The sequence below is a fragment of the Paenibacillus zeirhizosphaerae genome, from assembly GCF_030705605.1.
Taxonomy (GTDB): Bacteria; Bacillota; Bacilli; order Paenibacillales; family Paenibacillaceae; genus Paenibacillus; species Paenibacillus zeirhizosphaerae.
The window spans coordinates 1-18,751 of sequence record NZ_JAPCKK010000005.1 but is presented as its reverse complement, the minus strand read 5'-3'; the positions used below and the strand labels follow the sequence as shown (position 1 = coordinate 18,751).

The window sequence follows — 18,751 nt, the reverse complement described above, 5'->3', positions numbered from 1 at the left end:
GAATAATGGAGTCGCAAATCTTCATGCTTCGCGATATCCCCCATGAGGACAGACCTAGAGAACGAATGCTTCAGTATGGGCCGGAAGCCGTAAGCAATGCTGAACTGCTGGCAATTTTGCTGCGCACAGGAACCCGCAACGAATCCGCACTGCATGTAGCCCAAAGGGTTCTTCAGGCAGCGGGCAGCATGCGACAGCTTGTAGATTTAAGTGTAACGGAGCTTACGCAAATCAAGGGAATCGGTCTGGCTAAGGCAGTCCAGTTAAAGGCAGGTATAGAGCTTGGACGGCGGCTGGCTCTGGCGCGGCATATGGAGTCGCCCGTCATCAAAAGTCCGCGCGATGTCGCGGATTTGCTATCCGAGCAGCTCAGGTATTTACAGAAGGAACATTTTGTATGTCTGTTTCTCAATACGAAAAATCATGTTATTGCCCGGGAAACGTTATCCATTGGAAGCTTGAATGCGGCCGTAGTGCACCCAAGGGAAGTATTCAGGGCTGCTATCAAGTGCAGCAGTGCTTCCATCATATGCGCTCACAATCATCCAAGCGGTGATCCGTCACCGAGCACCGAGGATATCCAGTTGACCCGCCGTCTGATTGAAGCGGGGAATATTGTTGGAATTGACGTGCTTGATCACATTGTGATTGGTGACGGGAAATACGTAAGTTTGAAGGAGCAAGGGCTTATATAATATAATGTGTTGAGGATTTTAGCAGAATCCGACGAATTTATGTTATGTAATGTTCGTATTCTTAATTTGATAATGAAAATAATGGCCGTTAAGGCCTGGATATTACACCAAGGTAAGAGAATTTGAGGGAATAGAAAAGGAGATTACATCATGTTTGGTGGATTTACTAAGGACTTGGGAATTGATTTGGGGACGGCGAATACATTGGTTTATGTACGCGGCAGAGGTATTGTGGTAAGAGAGCCTTCCGTGGTCGCGCTTCGTACGGATACTAAGAGCATTGAAGCGGTAGGGGAATCGGCCAAGAAAATGATTGGCCGGACTCCAGGCAATATCCGAGCCATTCGTCCGATGAAGGATGGCGTGATTGCGGATTTTGACACGACGGCTACGATGATCAAGTATTTTATCCGTCAGGCGCAAAAGCAGCGTTCATTTTTCCCCCGTCACCCTAATGTAATGGTATGCGTCCCTTCCGGCATTACTGCAGTGGAGCAGCGTGCGGTTGAGGATGCTACAAAACAGGCGGGAGCACGCGAGGCTTACACGATTGAAGAACCGTTTGCGGCAGCGATCGGTGCTGATCTTCCCGTATGGGAGCCGACAGGCAGCATGGTTGTAGATATCGGCGGAGGCACGACTGAGGTAGCCGTTATCTCCCTTGGAGGCATCGTAACAAGCCGCTCTGTTCGTGTCGCAGGGGACGAAATGGACGAGTCTATCATTCAATACATTAAGCGCCAGTATAATCTGATGATTGGTGAGCGCACTTCAGAGCAGCTTAAAATGGAAATCGGCTCCGCTATGTCGCTGGAGCAGGTGGAAACGATGGAAATCCGCGGCCGTGATCTCGTAACCGGACTGCCAAAAACCATTACAATTACCTCCGATGAGATTAGTGAAGCTCTGTCCGATACGGTGAATGCGATTGTTGACGCTGTTAAGGTTACGCTTGAGAAATGTCCACCGGAATTGGCGGCTGACATTATGGACAGGGGGATTGTATTGACAGGCGGAGGAGCGCTGCTGCGTAATCTGGACAAGTTGCTGGCCGATGAAACGGGAATGCCGGTCATCGTTGCAGAGAATCCGCTGGATTGCGTAGCGATTGGTACGGGCAAGGCGCTGGAAAATATTCATTTATTCAAATCGCGCAGCAGCTCAGCAGTCCGCTCCAAACGCTGAGACGGGGGTGTAACAACTGTTTAAGCTGCTAGGTAACAAAAGGCTTTTTATTCTGTTGATCGGCATCGTAATGTTCATAGCCTTGATGGGATTTACGCTTGGACAGCGGGAATCCCTGTCCTGGCCTGAGAAATTTGTCCGAGATACGACCGGTTTTGTACAGCGTATTTTTTACAAGCCCGCTGCATTGATAGCGGGCTTCTTTGAAGATATCGGCAACATGAAGGATATCTATGAGGAGAACGAGCGGCTGAAGATTGCTGCGGCCCAGTACCATGCGGATAAGGTACGCTTTAGCGGCCTGGAGGAAGAGAATACCCGGCTCGAAGAGGCTCTGAATTTTACGGAAACCCAGCGGAATAAGTATAAATATGAGAACCGGATCGCCCAGGTCGTCAGTGTGAGTGGAGATCCGACGGATAAAACGTTGGTGATCGACATCGGCTCCAAAGACGGGATCAAGCCGGGAATGGCGGTCAGATCCATAGACGGGCTCGTCGGCACCATCAGCAATGCAAGCAATTTTAGTTCAACGGTCAAGCTTTTGACCTCTATGGATGCTAAAGATCCCACTTCTAATGGAATCGCGGTTACCGTGGTCGGCAAGGAAAAATCGTTCGGCGTGCTGGAAAATTATAATGCGGAAGATAGAACCTTCGAAATGAGCAGGATTGAAGAGGATGATCCGATTAAGGTGGGGGATCAAATTATGACTTCCGGGTCCGGCGGGAAATTCCCTAAATATCTGCTCATTGGTAAAGTTAAGGAAATTCGGGTGAGTGAATACGGACAGACGAGGACGGCGATTATTGAGCCTGCCGCCAATTTTACAGACTGGAAGGAACTATTTGTTGTATTTACGCCAGAGGTGCAGGAATAATGCGGATGCGCGGTCAAGTTCTGATTCTGCTGCTGTTTGTTTTGTTTATTATGGAGGATACGGTTCTTCCCTGGCTTATTCCGGATGCATGGCAGCTACGATTTTCTCCGAACCTCGTTTTTGTAGTGATCCTTTTTGTGGCAGTCTATTACAGCCGTCATGCCGCATTGGTGCTGGGCCTTGTTTTCGGGCTGCTGCATGACGTTGTTTTTTACGGGTCCATGATCGGGGCTTACTCCTTCGCGATGGGATTGTCCGCTTATGTGATGGGATTGGTTTTTTATTCACCGCGCGCGTTGATGCCAGTTATGATGAGTGTGGTACTGCTGGGGAGCCTACTGCTCGACTCGACCATCTTCGGCATCTATAATCTGTTCCAATTGAACCATCAAACCTTTGATTGGGCACTGGTGGAATATATGGTCCCCGACTTGTTTCTACATTTTGTTTTTGCCCTTATTATTTATGTCCCGGTACGAAAGCAACTGGAACGGTTGGAAAAACGGGCAAAAAAGGAAGAAGCCGTCTGAAATTGGATGTTCAAGCTAGGTGGACGACGAATTTTCCACGGATTAGCAGGATTTTGACGTTCCGACACGAAATGATTGGATAGGAGGTACAGGCTAATGGTAGTAAAATCGAATCTTGTTACGATTAAAGGCATCAAAGACGGCCTGGTATTCCTGCTGGACGATCAGTGTGAATTTGAGGAACTGCTCGAAGAACTGCGCTACAAAGTGGAATATACTCACCAGAATATTTTAACCGGACCGATCGTGCACGTGGATATTAAACTGGGAAGTCGCAAAATCGTCAGCGAGCAGAAGGAGCTTCTGCTTGATATATTAAAGCAAAAAGGGAATCTTCTCATCCGTTCCGTTGAGCCGCCTAGTCATAGACCTGACACGGAAGAGAAGAAGGAAAGCATTTACACGGTTACTGGCATGATCAGGTCAGGGCAGGTGCTCCATCATGACGGAAATCTGCTTTTTCTGGGAGATGTCAATCCTGGCGGAACGATAACTTGTACGGGCGATATATTTGTTCTGGGCGCATTACGCGGAATGGCTCATGCGGGTAACGAAGGTAACAGGAATGCGATAATAGCCGCTTCCTACTTCTCCCCGACACAGCTCCGGATATCCGATGTAATCAGCCGCCCGCCGGACGAATGGGAAACACGCGAGGCCGGTATAGAATTTGCGTATTTGCAGGAGGGCACCATGCAGATCGATAAAATGAGCAATATAGGCCGACTTCGCCGGGAATTTAATGTGTTTAAAGGAGTGTAGCACATGGGAGAGGCTATAGTCGTCACTTCAGGGAAAGGCGGCGTTGGTAAAACGACGACGTCAGCCAATATAGGGACCGCTCTGGCGTTGCTCGGTAAAAAAGTATGTCTGGTGGATACCGACATCGGGCTGCGCAATCTGGATGTTGTGATGGGGCTGGAAAACCGGATTATTTATGATTTGGTCGACGTCGCGGAAGGACGCTGCCGATTGAGCCAGGCTTTGGTGAAGGACAAGCGTTTTGACGAGCTGTATATGCTGCCTGCGGCGCAGACCAAAGACAAAAATGCCGTCTCGCCTGAACAGGTGAAGGATATTATCCTTGAATTGAAGAAGGAATTTGAATATATCATTATTGACTGTCCGGCAGGCATCGAGCAGGGCTTCAAGAACGCCATAGCAGGTGCGGATCAGGCGATCGTCGTTACGACACCGGAAAATGCGGCAGTGAGGGATGCCGACCGAGTAATCGGTCTGCTTGAGAGCTCTCATGTTGCTTCACCGAAGCTGATTGTGAACCGTATTCGCAACAGCATGGTTAAGTCAGGGGATATGCTGGATATTGATGGCATACTCCAGGTGTTAAATATTGATTTGGTCGGTATTGTACCGGATGATGAACTGGTGATCAAGGCCGCGAACACGGGGGAACCCACGGTCATGAATCCCGATTCACAGGCTGCGATTGCGTACCGCAATATTGCAAGACGTATCCTGGGCGATACGATCCCGTTGATGCAGTTGGACCAAAAGCAGGGTGTGCTGACCCGGTTCAAGAAATTTCTCGGCATAGGCTGAAAGCCCTCGTACCACTCTTAATCGTATAGCTATCCTTTTGTTTTAACCGGGGCCTTTGGCACCGGCTTTTCTTTTTTTTCAGAAGGAAGTAAGTTCAACATAAGCCAATGCCCGTCCTCATATACATAGTAGCAAAGAAACCTCGTTGGGGGGCTGGATATGGACAGAAAATCAGGGATTAAGCAGCGAAGGGAAGAACGAATCCAACGGCTGATCGAAATGAGAACACCTTCGACGCCGGCCGCCGATCGTCATTGGACAGGCAGAATCGTAGAACCGCCAGGAGATATGGAGTTGCCGCAGAGTGCCGAGCAGGATCCGGAGCTGGTCTGGAAAAAAGAGCGTGAGCGTATGCACTCCGCTTTCAGGGAAGAGCACGGGCCTTCTTTTTTCGTCTCATTAAGGCGGCGTCTGATGATCAGTTGCATATTGTTTGGCGCTGTTTGGGCTATGTTCCGTTGGGACATACCCTATACGGCTGAATCCAGGCTGTTTATTGCGGATACGCTCAATCGTGACATGGATATGACCGCTGCAGCGGAGTGGTATAAAGCTCATTTTGGAGGGGCACCGTCCTTTCTGCCTGCCTTTGGAGAAGAGGAGACAGGCTCAAAGCAGGTGAATGCATCAGGTCCTCCGGCTGCGCCGCTGACAGGTACGGTTGTTCAGAGCTTTGCAGTAAGCCTTAAGGGGATTGAAATCGTTCCAGACCGGGATGGGACAAAGCCAGTAGAGGTCAAGAGCATTGAGGCGGGCCGTGTTCTGGAGGTTACACATCATCCCCAGAACGGAACGACTGTCGTGATTAGGCATACTGGCGGACTTACCGCCGTATATGGAAAAGTGACAGGGACGCAGCTACAGGTGGATGATTGGGTTCAGAAGGGGGAGGCGATCGGGCTTATTGCCGTTCGGGAAAGCGAAGAGCCGGCCACCTTGTACTTTGCCGTCAAGCAGGACGACCGCTACATTGATCCTGCGGAAGTGGTATCCTTTGATTAACATTCGCGGCGTAACGCTCGCTCTCCATCCCCTCTTTGTATTAATTATGCTGGCATCGGTGTTCACCGGACAATTTATTGAGCTGATTACGCTGTTTGCTATCGTATTTATCCATGAGCTTGGACATGCCGCAGCAGCGTTTCTGCTTGGAGTCAGGGTGGTTTCGATTCAACTGCTGCCCTTTGGAGGCGTGGCGGTCTTGGAAGATCGGGGCTGTATGCCTGCGTGGAAGGAAATCATCATTGCGTTGGCAGGCCCTCTACAAAATGTATGGATGATTCTAGTCCTTATGTTTCTGGACCGCTTTCATTGGGTAAACAATGAATTTGTGATCTATGCGATTAACGGCAATATGATCATTGCTTTATTCAACCTGCTTCCGGTGCTTCCACTGGACGGAGGTAAAATTGTACAGGCCCTGCTGAGTCTGCGGCTCCCCTATCATTTGACGCTTTTGTGGACCCTGCGGACGAGTATTTTGTTCAGCGCCTTATTTTGTCTTTACGCGGCTCTTCCGGTGTGGCTGAATACCGGAGGACTGCAGTTAAATATGCTGGCTGTTGGCATTTTTCTGCTGTATTCCAATCTGGTCGATTATCGTAATATTCCATATCGGTTCGTCCGTTTTTTGCTGGGGAGGGATGCTCTTTTCTATCAGCAGGCAGTTCAGGGAAATTTTGCTGTTCCTATATTCTCGCTTCCGGTGAAACATTTGGATTCGATATTGCGTCTGTTTAGGAGAGACAGGTATCATATTATATATGTAATGAATGAACACGGTAAAATTATAGCCGTTCTGCCGGAGCAGCGAATTATCCGGTCCTACTTCAAACCAAACGGAGGGGGAACGTGAAGGTGCGGCGGACCGGCTAGAACCTCTATTTTGCAGTGTTTTCCAATACTTAGGATAAAGATCAACAGAAGTATAGAAGCAGCTTAAGTTGCCTTGAATAATGGGCTGTGCACATTTTTCAAGATAGGAGAAACCATGAAACAAATGATTGTACACTGCAAGCAGAATTCAACTCAAATGGCGCTCCTGGAAAACGGAAGGCTGGTGGAATATGCGGCGGAGCGGGCCCGTAATCAAGGGACATTGGGTTCGTTTTTTAAGGCGCGGGTTGTCAATGTCGTCCCTGGAATGCAGGCCGCATTCGTAGACATTGGGCAGAAGAAAAACGCCTTCTTATATGTTGATGATGTGCTTCATGCTCATCTGGATAAGCAGCCCCCCGTAAAACCAGCTATTACCGAGTTGCTCAAGCCTGGTCAGGAAATCATCGTGCAGGTGTTCAAGGAGGCGGTTGGGAGCAAGGGAGCGCGTGTTACGACCCACTATTCGCTTCCCGGCCGCTGGATCGTATATATGCCTCGTGCCGATTATGTGGCTGTTTCCAAAAAAATAGAGCGTGAAGCCGAACGTTCCAGGCTGAAGGGGATTGGCGAAGAAATCCGGCAGGGAGAGGAAGGTCTGATTATCCGTACCGTATCCGAGGATGAGAGCCGTGAGGCGTTGGACCGGGATCTGGAGCAACTGAGAAAGCAGTGGCGCGCGATTATGAAGAAGGCGGAGCAGCAGAGTGCGCCCTGTCTCCTGCACCGTGATCTGAGCATTGTACAGCGCTTTATACGGGATGCGTTTACGCCGGAGCAAGATGAATTGATTATCGATCATGAGGGGCAAGCGCAGGATGCACGCTCCTACTTGCAGGATATGGGGATCACCGAAGCCCAGATACGTTTGTTTGAACGGGAAGAGTCTATCTTCCAGAAATTTGGTGTGCAGGAGCAGCTTGACCGTGATTTTTCGCGTAAAATATGGCTTAAGGGCGGCGGATATATTGTCATAGATCATACGGAGGCCCTCACTGTCATCGATGTAAACACCGGAAAATACACCGGCGGCAGTAATCTGGAGGAGACTGTGACCCGAACCAATCTTGAAGCGGCTTCCGAGATTGCAAGACTGCTGAGGGTTCGAGATATCGGCGGTATTGTTATCGTGGACTTTATCGACATGGAGCGTGAAGAGCACCGCAGGGAAGTGGCGGCAATTTTTGAGGAAGGGCTGAGGCAGGATCGGACGAAATCCTTTGTCGTTGGCTGGACCAAGCTTGGGTTGCTGGAAATGACCCGAAAGAAGGTCCGTGCGGAAAGTTCCCCCGATGAATGGAACGGCAGGTGAATCTTTAGTGCTTGAATCAGGGAATGCCTTGTGCTATACTCATTGAGTATGTGTACGGCGAGGTTCTAATGCTGCACATGCTGTAACCGCTCCGATCTGGTTGAAGTGTATTCTTCTCTGGAGAATGCCACCTGCATCAGGCGAGTCTGAGACATAAGGAGGTGCAGACAATGTACGCAATTATCGAAACAGGCGGTAAACAATACAAAGTTCAAGAAGGCGATGTATTGTTCATTGAGAAATTGAACGCTAACGACGGTGACACTGTAACGTTTGATCGTGTTCTGGCAGTATCCAGCGACAACGGTTTTACAACAGGTACACCACTCGTTTCCGGCGCTTCTGTAACGGCTACTGTGGAGAAACATGGCAAAGGTCAAAAGGTTGTTGTCTATAAATACAAACCGAAAAAGAACTACCATGTGAAGCAAGGCCACCGTCAACCGTATACAAAAGTGACAATCGGAAAAATCCAGGCATAAGAGGGTCCGATAAGTGATTATCGTACAGATTAACCGCATGGAAGACGGAAGCATTCGGGGCTTTTCGGTGAAAGGCCACGCGAATTATGCCAAACGCGGAGAAGACATTGTCTGCGCAGGTGTATCCGCTGTAACCGTGGGTGCCGTTAATTCCATTGAAGCATTGACCGGCGTGGTGTTGAATTCGAAGATAAGGAATGGTTTTTTAAGTGCCGATATTCCTGATCTGGAGGATGAAGATATTCATTCCAAGGTCCAGCTATTGATGGAGTCCATGAAGCTTATGCTGGAGGGTATTGCTGAGTCATACGGTGAGTATATTCAAATACACAATAAATAAGAAGGAGGGGACATTCATGTTGAAATTGGATCTTCAGTTGTTCGCATCGAAAAAAGGTGTAGGTTCCACAAAGAACGGACGTGACAGCAAAGCGAAGCGCCTGGGCGTGAAACGTGCTGACGGTCAGCTCGTAACTGGCGGAAGCATCTTGGTTCGTCAACGCGGAACGAAAATTCATCCGGGCACGAACGTAGGAATCGGTAAAGACGACACTTTGTTTGCGAAAGTGGACGGCGTTGTGAAATTCGAACGTTGGGGCCGTGATCGTAAAAAAGTAAGCATCTATCCGGTTGATGTCGCTCCGGTAGCGGCTGCAGTAGAAGCTTAAACAGCGGTGTGATTCCGTGAAAGAAGCCTCCGGCATTTGTGCCGGGGGCTTTTTTTCACAAAAATATAACAGACCAGAAAGCGTTTTGTGCAGGCTGGTAATGAACTGGAAAGTAAGTCATGCTATACTTGTAAAGACTGATTGGCCATTTCAAGATCCAGAACGGAGAGAAAACCATGTTATCGCGGAAAAGGTTACCTCTGCTTGTGGTATGCTCAGCTCTAGCTCCACTGGTACTTGCTCTGCTGGTTCCCGGCCCTGTAACAGTCATCATTCTGGCTGTATGGGGAGGGGCTGCTGCTATAGCTGGAGTTGAAATTACCCGGCGAAACGCTGAAAAAGAAAATACAGCGATAAGGCGCACGCTGGAAGAGGCAGCAAACGCCGCTCTCAATCATCACAGACATGATTGGATGAACGATTTACAGGTGCTGTATGGATATATCCGGATGGGGAAGTATGATAAATCTGCAGAGTGTGTGGAAAGAATAAAGGAGCGTGCCGCACAGGACAGCAAATTATCCAAACTGGGGATTCCTGCGCTTATATTTTTTTGCACTCGTTCCGGGTGAACTCAGGAAGTCTGCGGCTTGAGGTTCATGTAGAAGACCAGTTGCAACTGGGAACTGTCATGTCTCCCGAAGACGGCGAGTCGCTCGCTTCGGCGGTAAGGGATACGGTACAAGCGTATCAATACGGCGTGGGCCGGTCGTCCTGGGGAGAAGTGCGCAGTTTGAGTTTATATTTCGGTATGGATCAGGGAGATGTAATTGTTCGGTTTGAAGGCAGTGATCTGCCTGCCGATTCGGAAATGTTGATGCAGGTACGGGCCAAGCTGGAGAATCGGAGCTTGCGGATGGAGCAGCTTCCTTCCGGACAAATCTTCCAGATTCGGATGCCGTGCCAAACATAAGGATGGTGTATATATGTTTGTTGATAAAGCAAAGATTTATGTGAAAGGTGGCGACGGAGGGGATGGCCTTGTAGCTTTCCGCCGTGAAAAGTATGTGCCTAACGGAGGTCCGGCCGGTGGAGACGGCGGCAAGGGCGGAGACGTTATATTCCGCGTGGACGAAGGACTGCGTACGCTGATGGATTTTCGTTATCAGCGGCATTTCAAAGCCAAGCGCGGCGAGAAAGGACGCAACAAAAGCCAACATGGTGCGAATGCGGAAAACATGCTGGTACGAATTCCGCCGGGAACGGTTGTGATTGACGACGATACCGGAGAGGTGATTGCTGATTTGACCCGTCACGGGCAGCAGGTGGTTGTTGCCAGGGGCGGACGCGGAGGCCGGGGAAATACTCGTTTTGCAACCCCTGCGAATCCGGCGCCAGAGCTGGCTGAGAACGGTGAAGAAGGTCAGGAGCGCTACGTCACCCTTGAATTGAAAGTAATGGCCGATGTCGGACTTGTAGGTTTTCCGAGTGTTGGCAAGTCGACGCTGCTGTCTGTAGTCTCTGCAGCCCAGCCCAAAATCGGGGCCTATCACTTCACGACGATCACCCCTAATCTGGGAGTGGTCGAGGTCGAGGAAGGGCGCAGCTTTGTCATGGCCGATCTTCCGGGGCTCATCGAAGGGGCTCACACCGGTATTGGTTTGGGACATGAATTTCTAAGACATATTGAGCGGACCCGGATTACTATTCATGTGGTGGACATGGCTGGCTCGGAAGGGCGGGACCCTTTTGACGACTGGGTGAAGATCAATGATGAGCTCAAGCTGTATAATTCCACTCTTGCTGAACGGCCTCAAATTGTCGCCGCGAATAAAATGGACATGCCCGATGCTGAGGAGCATCTGGAGCAATTCAAGGAACAGGTGGCTGCAGTGCGTCCTGACCTTGAGATTATGCCCATCTCCTCATTGACCCGTCAAGGCGTCAAAGAGCTCCTGTATCGTGCAGCCGATTTGCTAGACCAAATGCCGGAAGAGGCTGATGTGGAAGAGGTAGCGGAAGTTCAGGAACGGAAGGTCTATAAGCTGGAGAAGGAAGAGGACGAGAGCTTTCGGATTGTGCGTGAAAATGAGATCTTTATCGTGGAGAGCCCGAAAATTGAGCGCATGATGAAGCGGATGCAGTTGAATTCCCATGATGCGATTCTGAAGCTGGCAAGAACGATGCGGCATATGGGTGTGGATAATGAGCTGCGCAAAAGAGGCGCTGAGGACGGAACGATTGTCCGCATCGGTGATTTTGAGTTTGAGTTCGTGGAAGGCAGCAGCTATTATTAATTTCAACCAGAGCTGCCCTTTCGGAAGAATATGATATTACTGTAAGAAGGTGTCCTTGGTGGGCACCTTTTTTTAAGATACCATAAGTATATGAGCCTTAGAGAGCGGTCACTGTCGGCAAGAAAAACTTTGACAATTATAATAGTCTATTGCCCTCGCGTGTCAGATTAGTTATAATGTCCTCTATATGTATACATGAGTCTCTGAGGAGAGGACGACTTTGAAGGAACGTTATTATTTAGTGCGGGAAGACATCTTGCCTGAAGCCATCGTCAAAACTATCCAGGTGAAGCAGTTGCTGGCTTCCGGCGACATCAAGACTGTGCATGAAGCTGTTGAACAGGTTGGCTTAAGCCGAAGCGCTTTTTATAAATACAAAGATGGCATCCATCTCATTAATCAACTGGAACGGGACCGAATCGTGAATATTTCTGTAGATCTGGACCATCAGTCGGGGATGCTTTCCAAAGTACTTGCCATGATTGCTGATTACGGGGGGAATGTGCTGACCATTCAGCAGAGCATTCCTTTGCAGGGGAGGGCCAATGTGGTGATCTCTGTTGAAATGTCGCGGCTCAGTGAAGAACTGGGCAACCTGCTGACAGGCCTGCAAGGCGTATCCGGGGTTAAACGCGTCCGATTGATCGGCCAGGGGTAGAAAGTAATGATTTTTCGAAAACAGGGGGAATGAGCGAATGAAACCGGTAAAAGTAGGATTGTTGGGATTAGGTACCGTTGGAACTGGCGTTGTTCGTATTGTGGAAGGGAATCAGGAAGATTTGAGCAGCCAGGTTGGTTCCCCGATCGTGGTTGAGAAAATAGCAGTCAAAAATTTGGAGAAGGCACGCTCTGTTACGGTGGACCCATCCAAGCTGACCGAGGATCCGTGGCACGTAATTAACGATCCGGAAATCGACGTGGTCATTGAAGTGATGGGCGGCGTGGAGCAGACGAAAGCGTACCTGCTGCAAGCGTTAGAAAACGGTAAGCATATCGTTACCGCCAATAAAGATTTGATGGCTCTGCACGGAGCCGAAATACTTGCTAAGGCGCAGGAAAAACAGTGCGACGTATTTTATGAAGCTAGTGTGGCCGGGGGAATTCCGATCATTCGGACGCTGATTGAAGGCTTCTCGTCCGATCGGATTATCCGCATTATGGGCATTGTAAACGGCACAACCAACTATATTTTGACTAAAATGAGTCAAGAAGGCGTTTCTTACGAGGAGGTTCTTAAGGAGGCTCAGGAGCTGGGCTACGCCGAGTCCGATCCGACTTCAGACGTCGAAGGTCTTGACGCCGCCCGCAAGATGGCCATTCTGGCCACACTTGGGTTTCGCTCCAATGTGGAGCTTGCGGATGTTAGTGTTAAAGGAATTTCACAAATTTCAAGTGAAGATATCGCGTTTGCCAAAAAGCTTGGTTATGAAATGAAGCTGCTGGGTATCGCGGAAAGAAACGGCGACCAGTTTAACATTAGTGTACAGCCTACGATGGTCAGTCAGAACCATCCGCTTGCTTCGGTGAACGGGGTATTTAACGCGGTTTATGTCCATGGAGAGGCTGTTGGTGAAACTATGTTCTACGGCGCAGGCGCGGGCGAAATGCCGACGGCAACGTCCGTTGTCGCCGACCTGGTCGCGGTTGTTAAAAATCTGAAGCTGGGGGTTAACGGCTTGAAGGCGATCACTCCGTATAAACCCAAGCGGCTTACCAGCGATGAAGAAGTGTTCAGCAAAAACTTCATCCTGCTGCATGTGGACGATAAAGCCGGAGTGCTGGCTCGAATTACACAGGTATTTGCCGAATTCGGCGTAAGTCTGGCATCGGTGGTGCAGCAGCCGAACGAGCACAACCCGAATGCTGAAATTATCATCGTTACCCACAGCGCAAGCAAGGCAAGCATGAAGAAAGTGCTTGATCATTTTGAATCGTTGGAGGTCATTCGCAAAATTAAGAGCGTATACCGGGTTGAGGGCTAGGGGTCAGCATGCTCTGATTTTGTTTTCCATTGCGGGTTTAGCTTGTTAATAATAGATGTGATGGTTGTAAAGCATCGCAAGTGGAGGCGGAAGGAATGTTTGATTCACCGTTTGTGAGGGTCCGGGTTCCGGCGAGTACGGCTAACCTAGGACCGGGGTTTGATACGCTGGGGATGGCGCTTAATCTGTACGCATGGATTGAGATGAAGCAATCCGATGAAACGCGGTTTTATTTGCATGGGGATCAGTTTAAGGATATTCCGGCTGACAAATCCAATCTGATATACGGAGTGGCGCAGATGCTTTTTCGCGAAGCCGGGGTGTCCGTGCCGGAACTGGAAATATCCATGTACTCGGATATTCCTTTGACCCGTGGTTTGGGCAGCAGTGCATCTGCGATTATCGGTGCTCTGGCTGCTGCGAATGCGCTGATCGGTTCTCCGTTGTCCGATGCCAAGCTGTTTGATATGGCGACGGCCATAGAGAAGCATCCCGATAACGTCGGTGCCTCTTTGTATGGCGGAGTGATTGCTGCGATCTGGGACGGTGAGCATGCTCAGTGCATAAAGCTTGAACCGAATGACAATCTGGAGACTCTGGTTGTTATTCCAGAATTTCAATTGTCGACCTCCAAGGCAAGAGGTGTGCTGCCTGCAAAATTCCCGCTACAGGATGCTGTATATAATATCAGCCGCTCCTCTCTTCTGGTGGCGGCATTGGCCACAGGGAATTTTGCTGTCATTGCCGAGGCGATGAAAGACCGGATCCATCAGCCGTATCGGGCGGCTCTTGTCCCCGGCATGGCGGAAATATTACAGGGGGCCTCACGCCATGGAGCCCTTGGGGCCGCCTTGAGCGGGGCTGGACCGACTCTGCTGGCGCTGGTGGATCGGCGTGAGGAGCGAAAGGCGGAGTTGGAGTCTTATTTTAAGGAAACAATGCAGCGCGAGTCCGTCCAGGTCCGCATGATGTGGCTTAAGCCAGAAGCGCACGGGGTGAAAGTCTACACAGATGGGGAAAGTCATCGTTCGTTCTTGGATATGATAAAGGGGGATGACGTGCTGTGACACGTATTGCAGTTTTAACGGAAGGCTCGGTTTCTCATGAGGCGGTGAACTACTTGCTGGGCGATCAGCCCTCTGAACTGGTTCACTATCAACAAATCACGGAAGTCTTCCGTTCCACGGACAGCGGAAATACCGATTACAGTGTAATTCCGATTGAAAATACGATCGATGGATCGGTAAGCCTACATATGGATTGGTTGATCCATGAAGTGGATATTGCCATGCAGGCGGAATGGATTTATCCATCCGTTCAGAATCTGATTGGGCATAGGAATGAATTTTTAAATAAAGCTGGGGATTTGGATTTGAGCAAGGTGACGAAGGTAATGTCACATCCGGTTGCGCTGCCGCAATGCCAGCAGTTCATAAGTGAACATATGCCGCATGCTGATCTAGAAAGCACAGGCAGCACGGCAGAGGCAGTGAAGATCGTTAAGCGGAATCCGGGCAAGGGATGGACTGCGATCGGGACACGCCTGGGTGCGGCCACACATGAACTGGATATTTTGGCTGATCGGATAACGGACCATCATAACAATTTCACCAGATTTGTGTTGATCGGGCATCATCCTTTAGAACTGCAGCGTAAGCCGAAAGGAAATAGAACGAGTGTGCTTATCACGCTGCCGGAGGATTTTCCGGGGGCTCTCCACCAGGTGTTGTCGGCATTCGCCTGGCGTCGTTTGAACCTGTCACGGATTGAATCACGTCCGACCAAGAAGCAGTTGGGCAACTATTATTTTTACATTGAAGTGATGGAATCACTGGAATCGGTGCTGCTTACGGCGGCTTTTGCGGAAATTGAGGCTTTGAAATGCCAGGTAAGAATTCTAGGTTCTTATCCAAGCTATGCGTATGATGATGCATTAAACTCTTATAGAAAAATAGGAAAAAGCGGAGGTATCCTTAATGGCTGAGCAGTGGATCTATCTAGACGGTGAATATGTGACCAAAGAAAATGCAAAGGTCTCGGTCTATGACCATGGTTTCTTGTACGGTGATGGTATATTTGAAGGCATTCGTATTTATAACGGGAATATTTTTAAATGCAAGGAGCACTTAGACAGACTCTATGATTCGGCTCGCTCCATTCAGTTGAACATCCCGCTTTCCCGGGAGGAAATGCTTGAGGTCATGGCGGAAACGATACGCCGTAATGATATGCGCAGCGGTTATATCCGCCTCGTTGTGTCGCGGGGGCCCGGCAATCTTGGCCTGGATCCGCTTCGCTGTCCGAAGGCCAGTGTCATTATTATCGTGGAAGAGCTTTCGATCTATCCGGAAGAAGCCTATCTGACCGGCCTCAAAACGATATCCGTATCCCAGCGCCGCAACATTCCGGATGCACTGAATCCAAAGATCAAGTCGCTCAACTATTTGAATAACATTTTGGTTAAAATGCAATCCAACTACGCCGGTGTGGGTGAAGCGATCATGTTGAATTCTCAGGGCTATGTGACGGAAGGGTCTGCGGACAACATTTTTATTGTCAAGAACGGAACGGTGTTCACCCCTCCATGTTATTTGGGAGCATTGGAAGGCATCACGCGCAACGCTATTATCGATATCTGCGCCGAGCTTGGTTTCCCACTGAAAGAGCAGCCTTTCACGATGCATGATGTGTATGTGGCCGATGAAGTGTTCTTTACCGGCACAGCGGCGGAAGTTATTGCTGCGAATGAAGTGGACGGACGGACGATCGGGTCGGGTGCCGCGGGGCCCATCACCTTGAAGCTGTTGGAGGAATTCCGTAAGATTGTACACGTGGATGGATACAAGGTTTGGGAATCCTAATCCATCATATGCCGCCTTGGGACTGGGTACTCTCATTCCAAGGCGGCTTTTTTGGGATATTTTTTTATGAATGGGGATGTCATTCGCCCAATATCTGCATAGGATGTTATTAACGATAGGCGGGCACAGGTCAGCCCGTAAACGAAAGTTTAGGAGGTTTTGACACCGTGAAGATACACATCCTCAAAAAAGAGGAGTCTCTACATGAGCTCTCACAAAAATTTAAAGTTCCTCTTGAGCAGTTGGTTAGTGCCAATCCACATATTGAGAATCCGGATCTTGTTGTAGCGGGCACAAAGATCAGAATTTCGTCTCCCGCATCGGCTCTTCTACCGGCACAGCCCGTGGAGGTGGCGTATCAGCATAAGGTCAAACAGGGGGATAGCCTTTGGAAGCTTGGTAAGGCAGCGGGCATTCCTTTAAAGGACATGATAGATGCCAATCCACAGCTTAAAAACCCTAACGCCCTCATGACCGGAGAAATTGTTAATATCCCAAAAGTTAAAGGCGAAGATACAGTCCCCGGGCAGAACAACGGCTCTGGGAGTCAAGGAAATGGAAGTACGGTGATACCGGATAAAAAAAATACGGGGGTTAAAGAGGAAACTGCCTCCAATCCGGCCATGCCTTATGAAATGTTTGAAATGCCTGAGATTCCCGAAATGCCACCTATTCCTCAGTTATTCCCGGAAAATGCAAACATGATGGATGAAGCTGAAAGCGAATCGGCCGAAAACGAAGAGACGGAAAAGAAAGACACGGAAAATGTAGAGAACATAGAAAACACTGATAACATGGATAAAACAAACAACTCCATGGCACCCGAAAATATCCTTCAGGGCAATGAGCTGAATAAGCCGTACGAAATGCCAATTTATGAGCCGTACTCACTTCCCAATATGACTCAACCGGATGTCAATAATATGTATCCTGGAATCATGGCGGAGCAGGACAATTCCAATATGCCTGCTGCGATCAACCCAGCTCCCTATAGTGAAGATAATAAAGCTTTTGCATATAACATGATGTATTCGAACTACTCTTACGGAGAAAATGTAGAATGGAAGCCGAAGTGGGAAGCTGGCTCAGTAACGCCTGTCAATTCAAAATTTGGAGAGCATCATTATCAAGCCTACCCGAATTATGGCCATATTCCTCCATCGAATGCATATATGGCAGGCGAACCCTTTGTCCCCCCATTTTATCCTAATTCCTGCTCCCCGACCTTGTATACTGCCGCTCCCAACATTCCTTCCAACAACGATCCATATATGCCAACCAACTATTCACCTTATATGAGCGCTCCAACCGTCCCACAGACCTATTATCAACCTGTATTTCCTCAACCGTATGGGTTCCGCACGGAGTTGAACCAGAACTTGAACGTGATGGTGCCTCTCCAGGGAGAGCAGCCGCAGCTTCATTCGACAGGGCTGGAAGATGAAACCTACGCGGAGCTGGAACGCTATGTGATTGGAACCGCTAAAAGTAGGGCCAAAGCGAAGATCAAAAGTACTTCAGCAAAAAAAATCAATCGACGAAAAACAGAGAAAACGGAAAAACGAAAGCAGTCGGCTAAACCAAAACGTAAAAATCCCTGGTTAATGGGATAAAATGACTCTTCCCAAAGAACGGAATACACTACCTCCGTTCTTTTTATATTTTCTTATGTCCATCGTCAGTGAAAATGTCACCTTTGTGGTATGGGGCGATGGGTTGACAGGGAGCTTCTGGGTGGCCTGTCTGTGGTATTTTCCATGGATGGCCTACGGTGGGTTTGCGTGGCTGCGCAGAACCCGCTTTTTTTCGTTTCCGGCGATGACTGTTGTTTCGTTGGCTTCTCCGTTAACCGTATAAAGGAATCACTCGGCCCTGATACACTAGAACGATTTCGGCGGTCGTGGTCTGGCGAACTTGATGTGAGAGATAGGCAGTTCCGCCATCGCTTTGCCGAAATGAGAGAGCGGCCGGGTTTCCCTGCCAGCTCCTGTTCTAACGACAATATCACAGCACAACGACAATGATTAAAATTGTGCTTGCTAATTCATAGGGTTCATGGTATATTCTAATTCCGGCCAAAACGAGTCACAAAAGTGCTCAGGTAAAGAACTTTTCTCGAAAAAAAGTACTTGCCAAATGGTTTCGGAAATGATATGATATAAAAGTTGCTGATGCGAAGTACTGAAGCGATGAAATAAGAAGTTTGATCTTTGAAAACTGAACAACGAGTGAGTGGATTTCACGAAGTGAAATCGCCCCGTGAAGGTTTTTGGTACATGTCTATGACAGTATAAAAACCGGAACGGATCATTGAGATATTTTATCTCGTCAGATTCAAAATGAGCTTATCGCTCTTGCAATCGATCATCTTCGGATGATCTTTCATGGAGAGTTTGATCCTGGCTCAGGACGAACGCTGGCGGCGTGCCTAATACATGCAAGTCGAGCGGACGGATGAAGAAGCTTGCTTCTTCAGAAGTTAGC

General features: G+C 49.0%; 21 protein-coding genes, 1 rRNA gene and 1 other annotated feature. All 22 genes read left to right on the top strand.

The genetic code is table 11. The features are described 5' to 3' along the window. The first annotated feature begins 5 nt into the window (after nt 1-5). The gene (radC, locus tag OIN60_RS02510; RefSeq protein WP_305753308.1) at nt 6-695 is read left to right on the top strand and encodes a RadC family protein; all 690 of its coding nucleotides are present in this window, start codon (nt 6-8) and stop codon (nt 693-695) included. A 150-nt stretch (nt 696-845) separates the two neighbouring features. Next, on the top strand, nt 846-1,880 hold the full coding sequence (locus OIN60_RS02505; protein WP_305753307.1) for a rod shape-determining protein: 1,035 nt from the start codon (nt 846-848) through the stop codon (nt 1,878-1,880). 52 nt (nt 1,881-1,932) lie between these two features. Beyond that, the gene (mreC, locus tag OIN60_RS02500) at nt 1,933-2,760 is read left to right on the top strand and encodes a rod shape-determining protein MreC (RefSeq protein ID WP_370872354.1); all 828 of its coding nucleotides are present in this window, start codon (nt 1,933-1,935) and stop codon (nt 2,758-2,760) included. Continuing rightward, the gene (mreD, locus tag OIN60_RS02495) at nt 2,760-3,290 is read left to right on the top strand and encodes a rod shape-determining protein MreD (protein ID WP_305753306.1); all 531 of its coding nucleotides are present in this window, start codon (nt 2,760-2,762) and stop codon (nt 3,288-3,290) included. The genes mreC and mreD overlap by 1 nt, the downstream gene beginning before the upstream one ends. 96 nt (nt 3,291-3,386) lie before the next feature. Continuing rightward, a complete protein-coding gene (locus OIN60_RS02490; protein WP_305753305.1) occupies nt 3,387-4,052 on the top strand; it encodes a septum site-determining protein MinC in 666 nt (221 codons plus the stop codon). 3 nt (nt 4,053-4,055) lie between these two features. Then, on the top strand, nt 4,056-4,850 hold the full coding sequence (gene minD / locus OIN60_RS02485) for a septum site-determining protein MinD (protein WP_305753304.1): 795 nt from the start codon (nt 4,056-4,058) through the stop codon (nt 4,848-4,850). Nucleotides 4,851-5,009: 159 nt separating this feature from the next. Further along, a complete protein-coding gene (locus OIN60_RS02480; RefSeq protein WP_305753303.1) occupies nt 5,010-5,852 on the top strand; it encodes a M23 family metallopeptidase in 843 nt (280 codons plus the stop codon). Further along, on the top strand, nt 5,845-6,705 hold the full coding sequence (locus tag OIN60_RS02475; protein WP_305753302.1) for a M50 family metallopeptidase: 861 nt from the start codon (nt 5,845-5,847) through the stop codon (nt 6,703-6,705). The genes OIN60_RS02480 and OIN60_RS02475 overlap by 8 nt, the downstream gene beginning before the upstream one ends. 135 nt (nt 6,706-6,840) lie before the next feature. Then, nucleotides 6,841-8,037: an Rne/Rng family ribonuclease gene (locus tag OIN60_RS02470; RefSeq protein ID WP_305753301.1), complete on the top strand. Its 1,197-nt coding sequence runs from the start codon at nt 6,841-6,843 to the stop codon at nt 8,035-8,037. 74 nt (nt 8,038-8,111) lie between these two features. Then, nucleotides 8,112-8,195, top strand: a sequence feature (ribosomal protein L21 leader region). Nucleotides 8,196-8,207: 12 nt separating this feature from the next. After that, entirely contained in the window at nt 8,208-8,519 is a 312-nt protein-coding gene (gene rplU / locus OIN60_RS02465) for a 50S ribosomal protein L21 (protein WP_305753300.1), read from the top strand. Between the two features lie 13 nt (nt 8,520-8,532). Next, nucleotides 8,533-8,859: a ribosomal-processing cysteine protease Prp gene (locus OIN60_RS02460; protein ID WP_305753299.1), complete on the top strand. Its 327-nt coding sequence runs from the start codon at nt 8,533-8,535 to the stop codon at nt 8,857-8,859. 16 nt (nt 8,860-8,875) lie between these two features. Further along, the gene (rpmA, locus tag OIN60_RS02455; protein ID WP_305753298.1) at nt 8,876-9,187 is read left to right on the top strand and encodes a 50S ribosomal protein L27; all 312 of its coding nucleotides are present in this window, start codon (nt 8,876-8,878) and stop codon (nt 9,185-9,187) included. Between the two features lie 176 nt (nt 9,188-9,363). Beyond that, entirely contained in the window at nt 9,364-9,759 is a 396-nt protein-coding gene (locus OIN60_RS02450) for a Spo0B domain-containing protein (protein WP_305753297.1), read from the top strand. After that, entirely contained in the window at nt 9,756-10,100 is a 345-nt protein-coding gene (locus OIN60_RS02445; RefSeq protein WP_305753296.1) for a hypothetical protein, read from the top strand. The genes OIN60_RS02450 and OIN60_RS02445 overlap by 4 nt, the downstream gene beginning before the upstream one ends. A 13-nt stretch (nt 10,101-10,113) precedes the next feature. Further along, nucleotides 10,114-11,424 (top strand): GTPase ObgE, encoded by a 1,311-nt coding sequence (gene obgE, locus OIN60_RS02440; RefSeq protein ID WP_305753295.1) that lies wholly within the window; start codon nt 10,114-10,116, stop codon nt 11,422-11,424. 220 nt (nt 11,425-11,644) lie between these two features. Next, a complete protein-coding gene (locus OIN60_RS02435; protein WP_305753294.1) occupies nt 11,645-12,082 on the top strand; it encodes an ACT domain-containing protein in 438 nt (145 codons plus the stop codon). Nucleotides 12,083-12,119: 37 nt separating this feature from the next. Continuing rightward, nucleotides 12,120-13,406 (top strand): homoserine dehydrogenase, encoded by a 1,287-nt coding sequence (locus tag OIN60_RS02430; RefSeq protein ID WP_305753293.1) that lies wholly within the window; start codon nt 12,120-12,122, stop codon nt 13,404-13,406. 95 nt (nt 13,407-13,501) lie between these two features. Next, nucleotides 13,502-14,473, top strand: a complete 972-nt coding sequence (gene thrB / locus OIN60_RS02425; RefSeq protein ID WP_305753292.1) for a homoserine kinase — start codon at nt 13,502-13,504, stop codon at nt 14,471-14,473. Beyond that, nucleotides 14,470-15,390 (top strand): prephenate dehydratase, encoded by a 921-nt coding sequence (gene pheA / locus OIN60_RS02420; protein WP_305753291.1) that lies wholly within the window; start codon nt 14,470-14,472, stop codon nt 15,388-15,390. The genes thrB and pheA overlap by 4 nt, the downstream gene beginning before the upstream one ends. After that, on the top strand, nt 15,383-16,267 hold the full coding sequence (ilvE, locus tag OIN60_RS02415; RefSeq protein WP_305753290.1) for a branched-chain-amino-acid transaminase: 885 nt from the start codon (nt 15,383-15,385) through the stop codon (nt 16,265-16,267). Before pheA ends, ilvE begins: the two co-directional genes overlap by 8 nt. A gap of 167 nt (nt 16,268-16,434) precedes the next feature. Then, complete coding sequence (locus OIN60_RS02410; protein ID WP_305753289.1) at nt 16,435-17,880, top strand: LysM peptidoglycan-binding domain-containing protein; 1,446 nt, start codon at nt 16,435-16,437, stop codon at nt 17,878-17,880. Nucleotides 17,881-18,648: 768 nt separating this feature from the next. Then, nucleotides 18,649-18,751: ribosomal RNA gene (locus OIN60_RS02405) — 16S ribosomal RNA — on the top strand; the annotation flags it as partial.

Bases quoted from the DNA above. Each gene is read 5' to 3' on its own strand.
- radC (WP_305753308.1), top strand. From the start codon at position 6: ATGGAGTCGCAAATCTTCATGCTTCGCGATATCCCCCATGAGGACAGA.
- OIN60_RS02505 (WP_305753307.1), top strand. From the start codon at position 846: ATGTTTGGTGGATTTACTAAGGACTTGGGAATTGATTTGGGGACGGCG.
- mreD (WP_305753306.1), top strand. From the start codon at position 2,760: ATGCGGATGCGCGGTCAAGTTCTGATTCTGCTGCTGTTTGTTTTGTTT.
- OIN60_RS02490 (WP_305753305.1), top strand. From the start codon at position 3,387: ATGGTAGTAAAATCGAATCTTGTTACGATTAAAGGCATCAAAGACGGC.
- minD (WP_305753304.1), top strand. From the start codon at position 4,056: ATGGGAGAGGCTATAGTCGTCACTTCAGGGAAAGGCGGCGTTGGTAAA.
- OIN60_RS02480 (WP_305753303.1), top strand. From the start codon at position 5,010: ATGGACAGAAAATCAGGGATTAAGCAGCGAAGGGAAGAACGAATCCAA.
- OIN60_RS02470 (WP_305753301.1), top strand. From the start codon at position 6,841: ATGAAACAAATGATTGTACACTGCAAGCAGAATTCAACTCAAATGGCG.
- rplU (WP_305753300.1), top strand. From the start codon at position 8,208: ATGTACGCAATTATCGAAACAGGCGGTAAACAATACAAAGTTCAAGAA.
- rpmA (WP_305753298.1), top strand. From the start codon at position 8,876: ATGTTGAAATTGGATCTTCAGTTGTTCGCATCGAAAAAAGGTGTAGGT.
- OIN60_RS02450 (WP_305753297.1), top strand. From the start codon at position 9,364: ATGTTATCGCGGAAAAGGTTACCTCTGCTTGTGGTATGCTCAGCTCTA.
- obgE (WP_305753295.1), top strand. From the start codon at position 10,114: ATGTTTGTTGATAAAGCAAAGATTTATGTGAAAGGTGGCGACGGAGGG.
- OIN60_RS02430 (WP_305753293.1), top strand. From the start codon at position 12,120: ATGAAACCGGTAAAAGTAGGATTGTTGGGATTAGGTACCGTTGGAACT.
- thrB (WP_305753292.1), top strand. From the start codon at position 13,502: ATGTTTGATTCACCGTTTGTGAGGGTCCGGGTTCCGGCGAGTACGGCT.
- ilvE (WP_305753290.1), top strand. From the start codon at position 15,383: ATGGCTGAGCAGTGGATCTATCTAGACGGTGAATATGTGACCAAAGAA.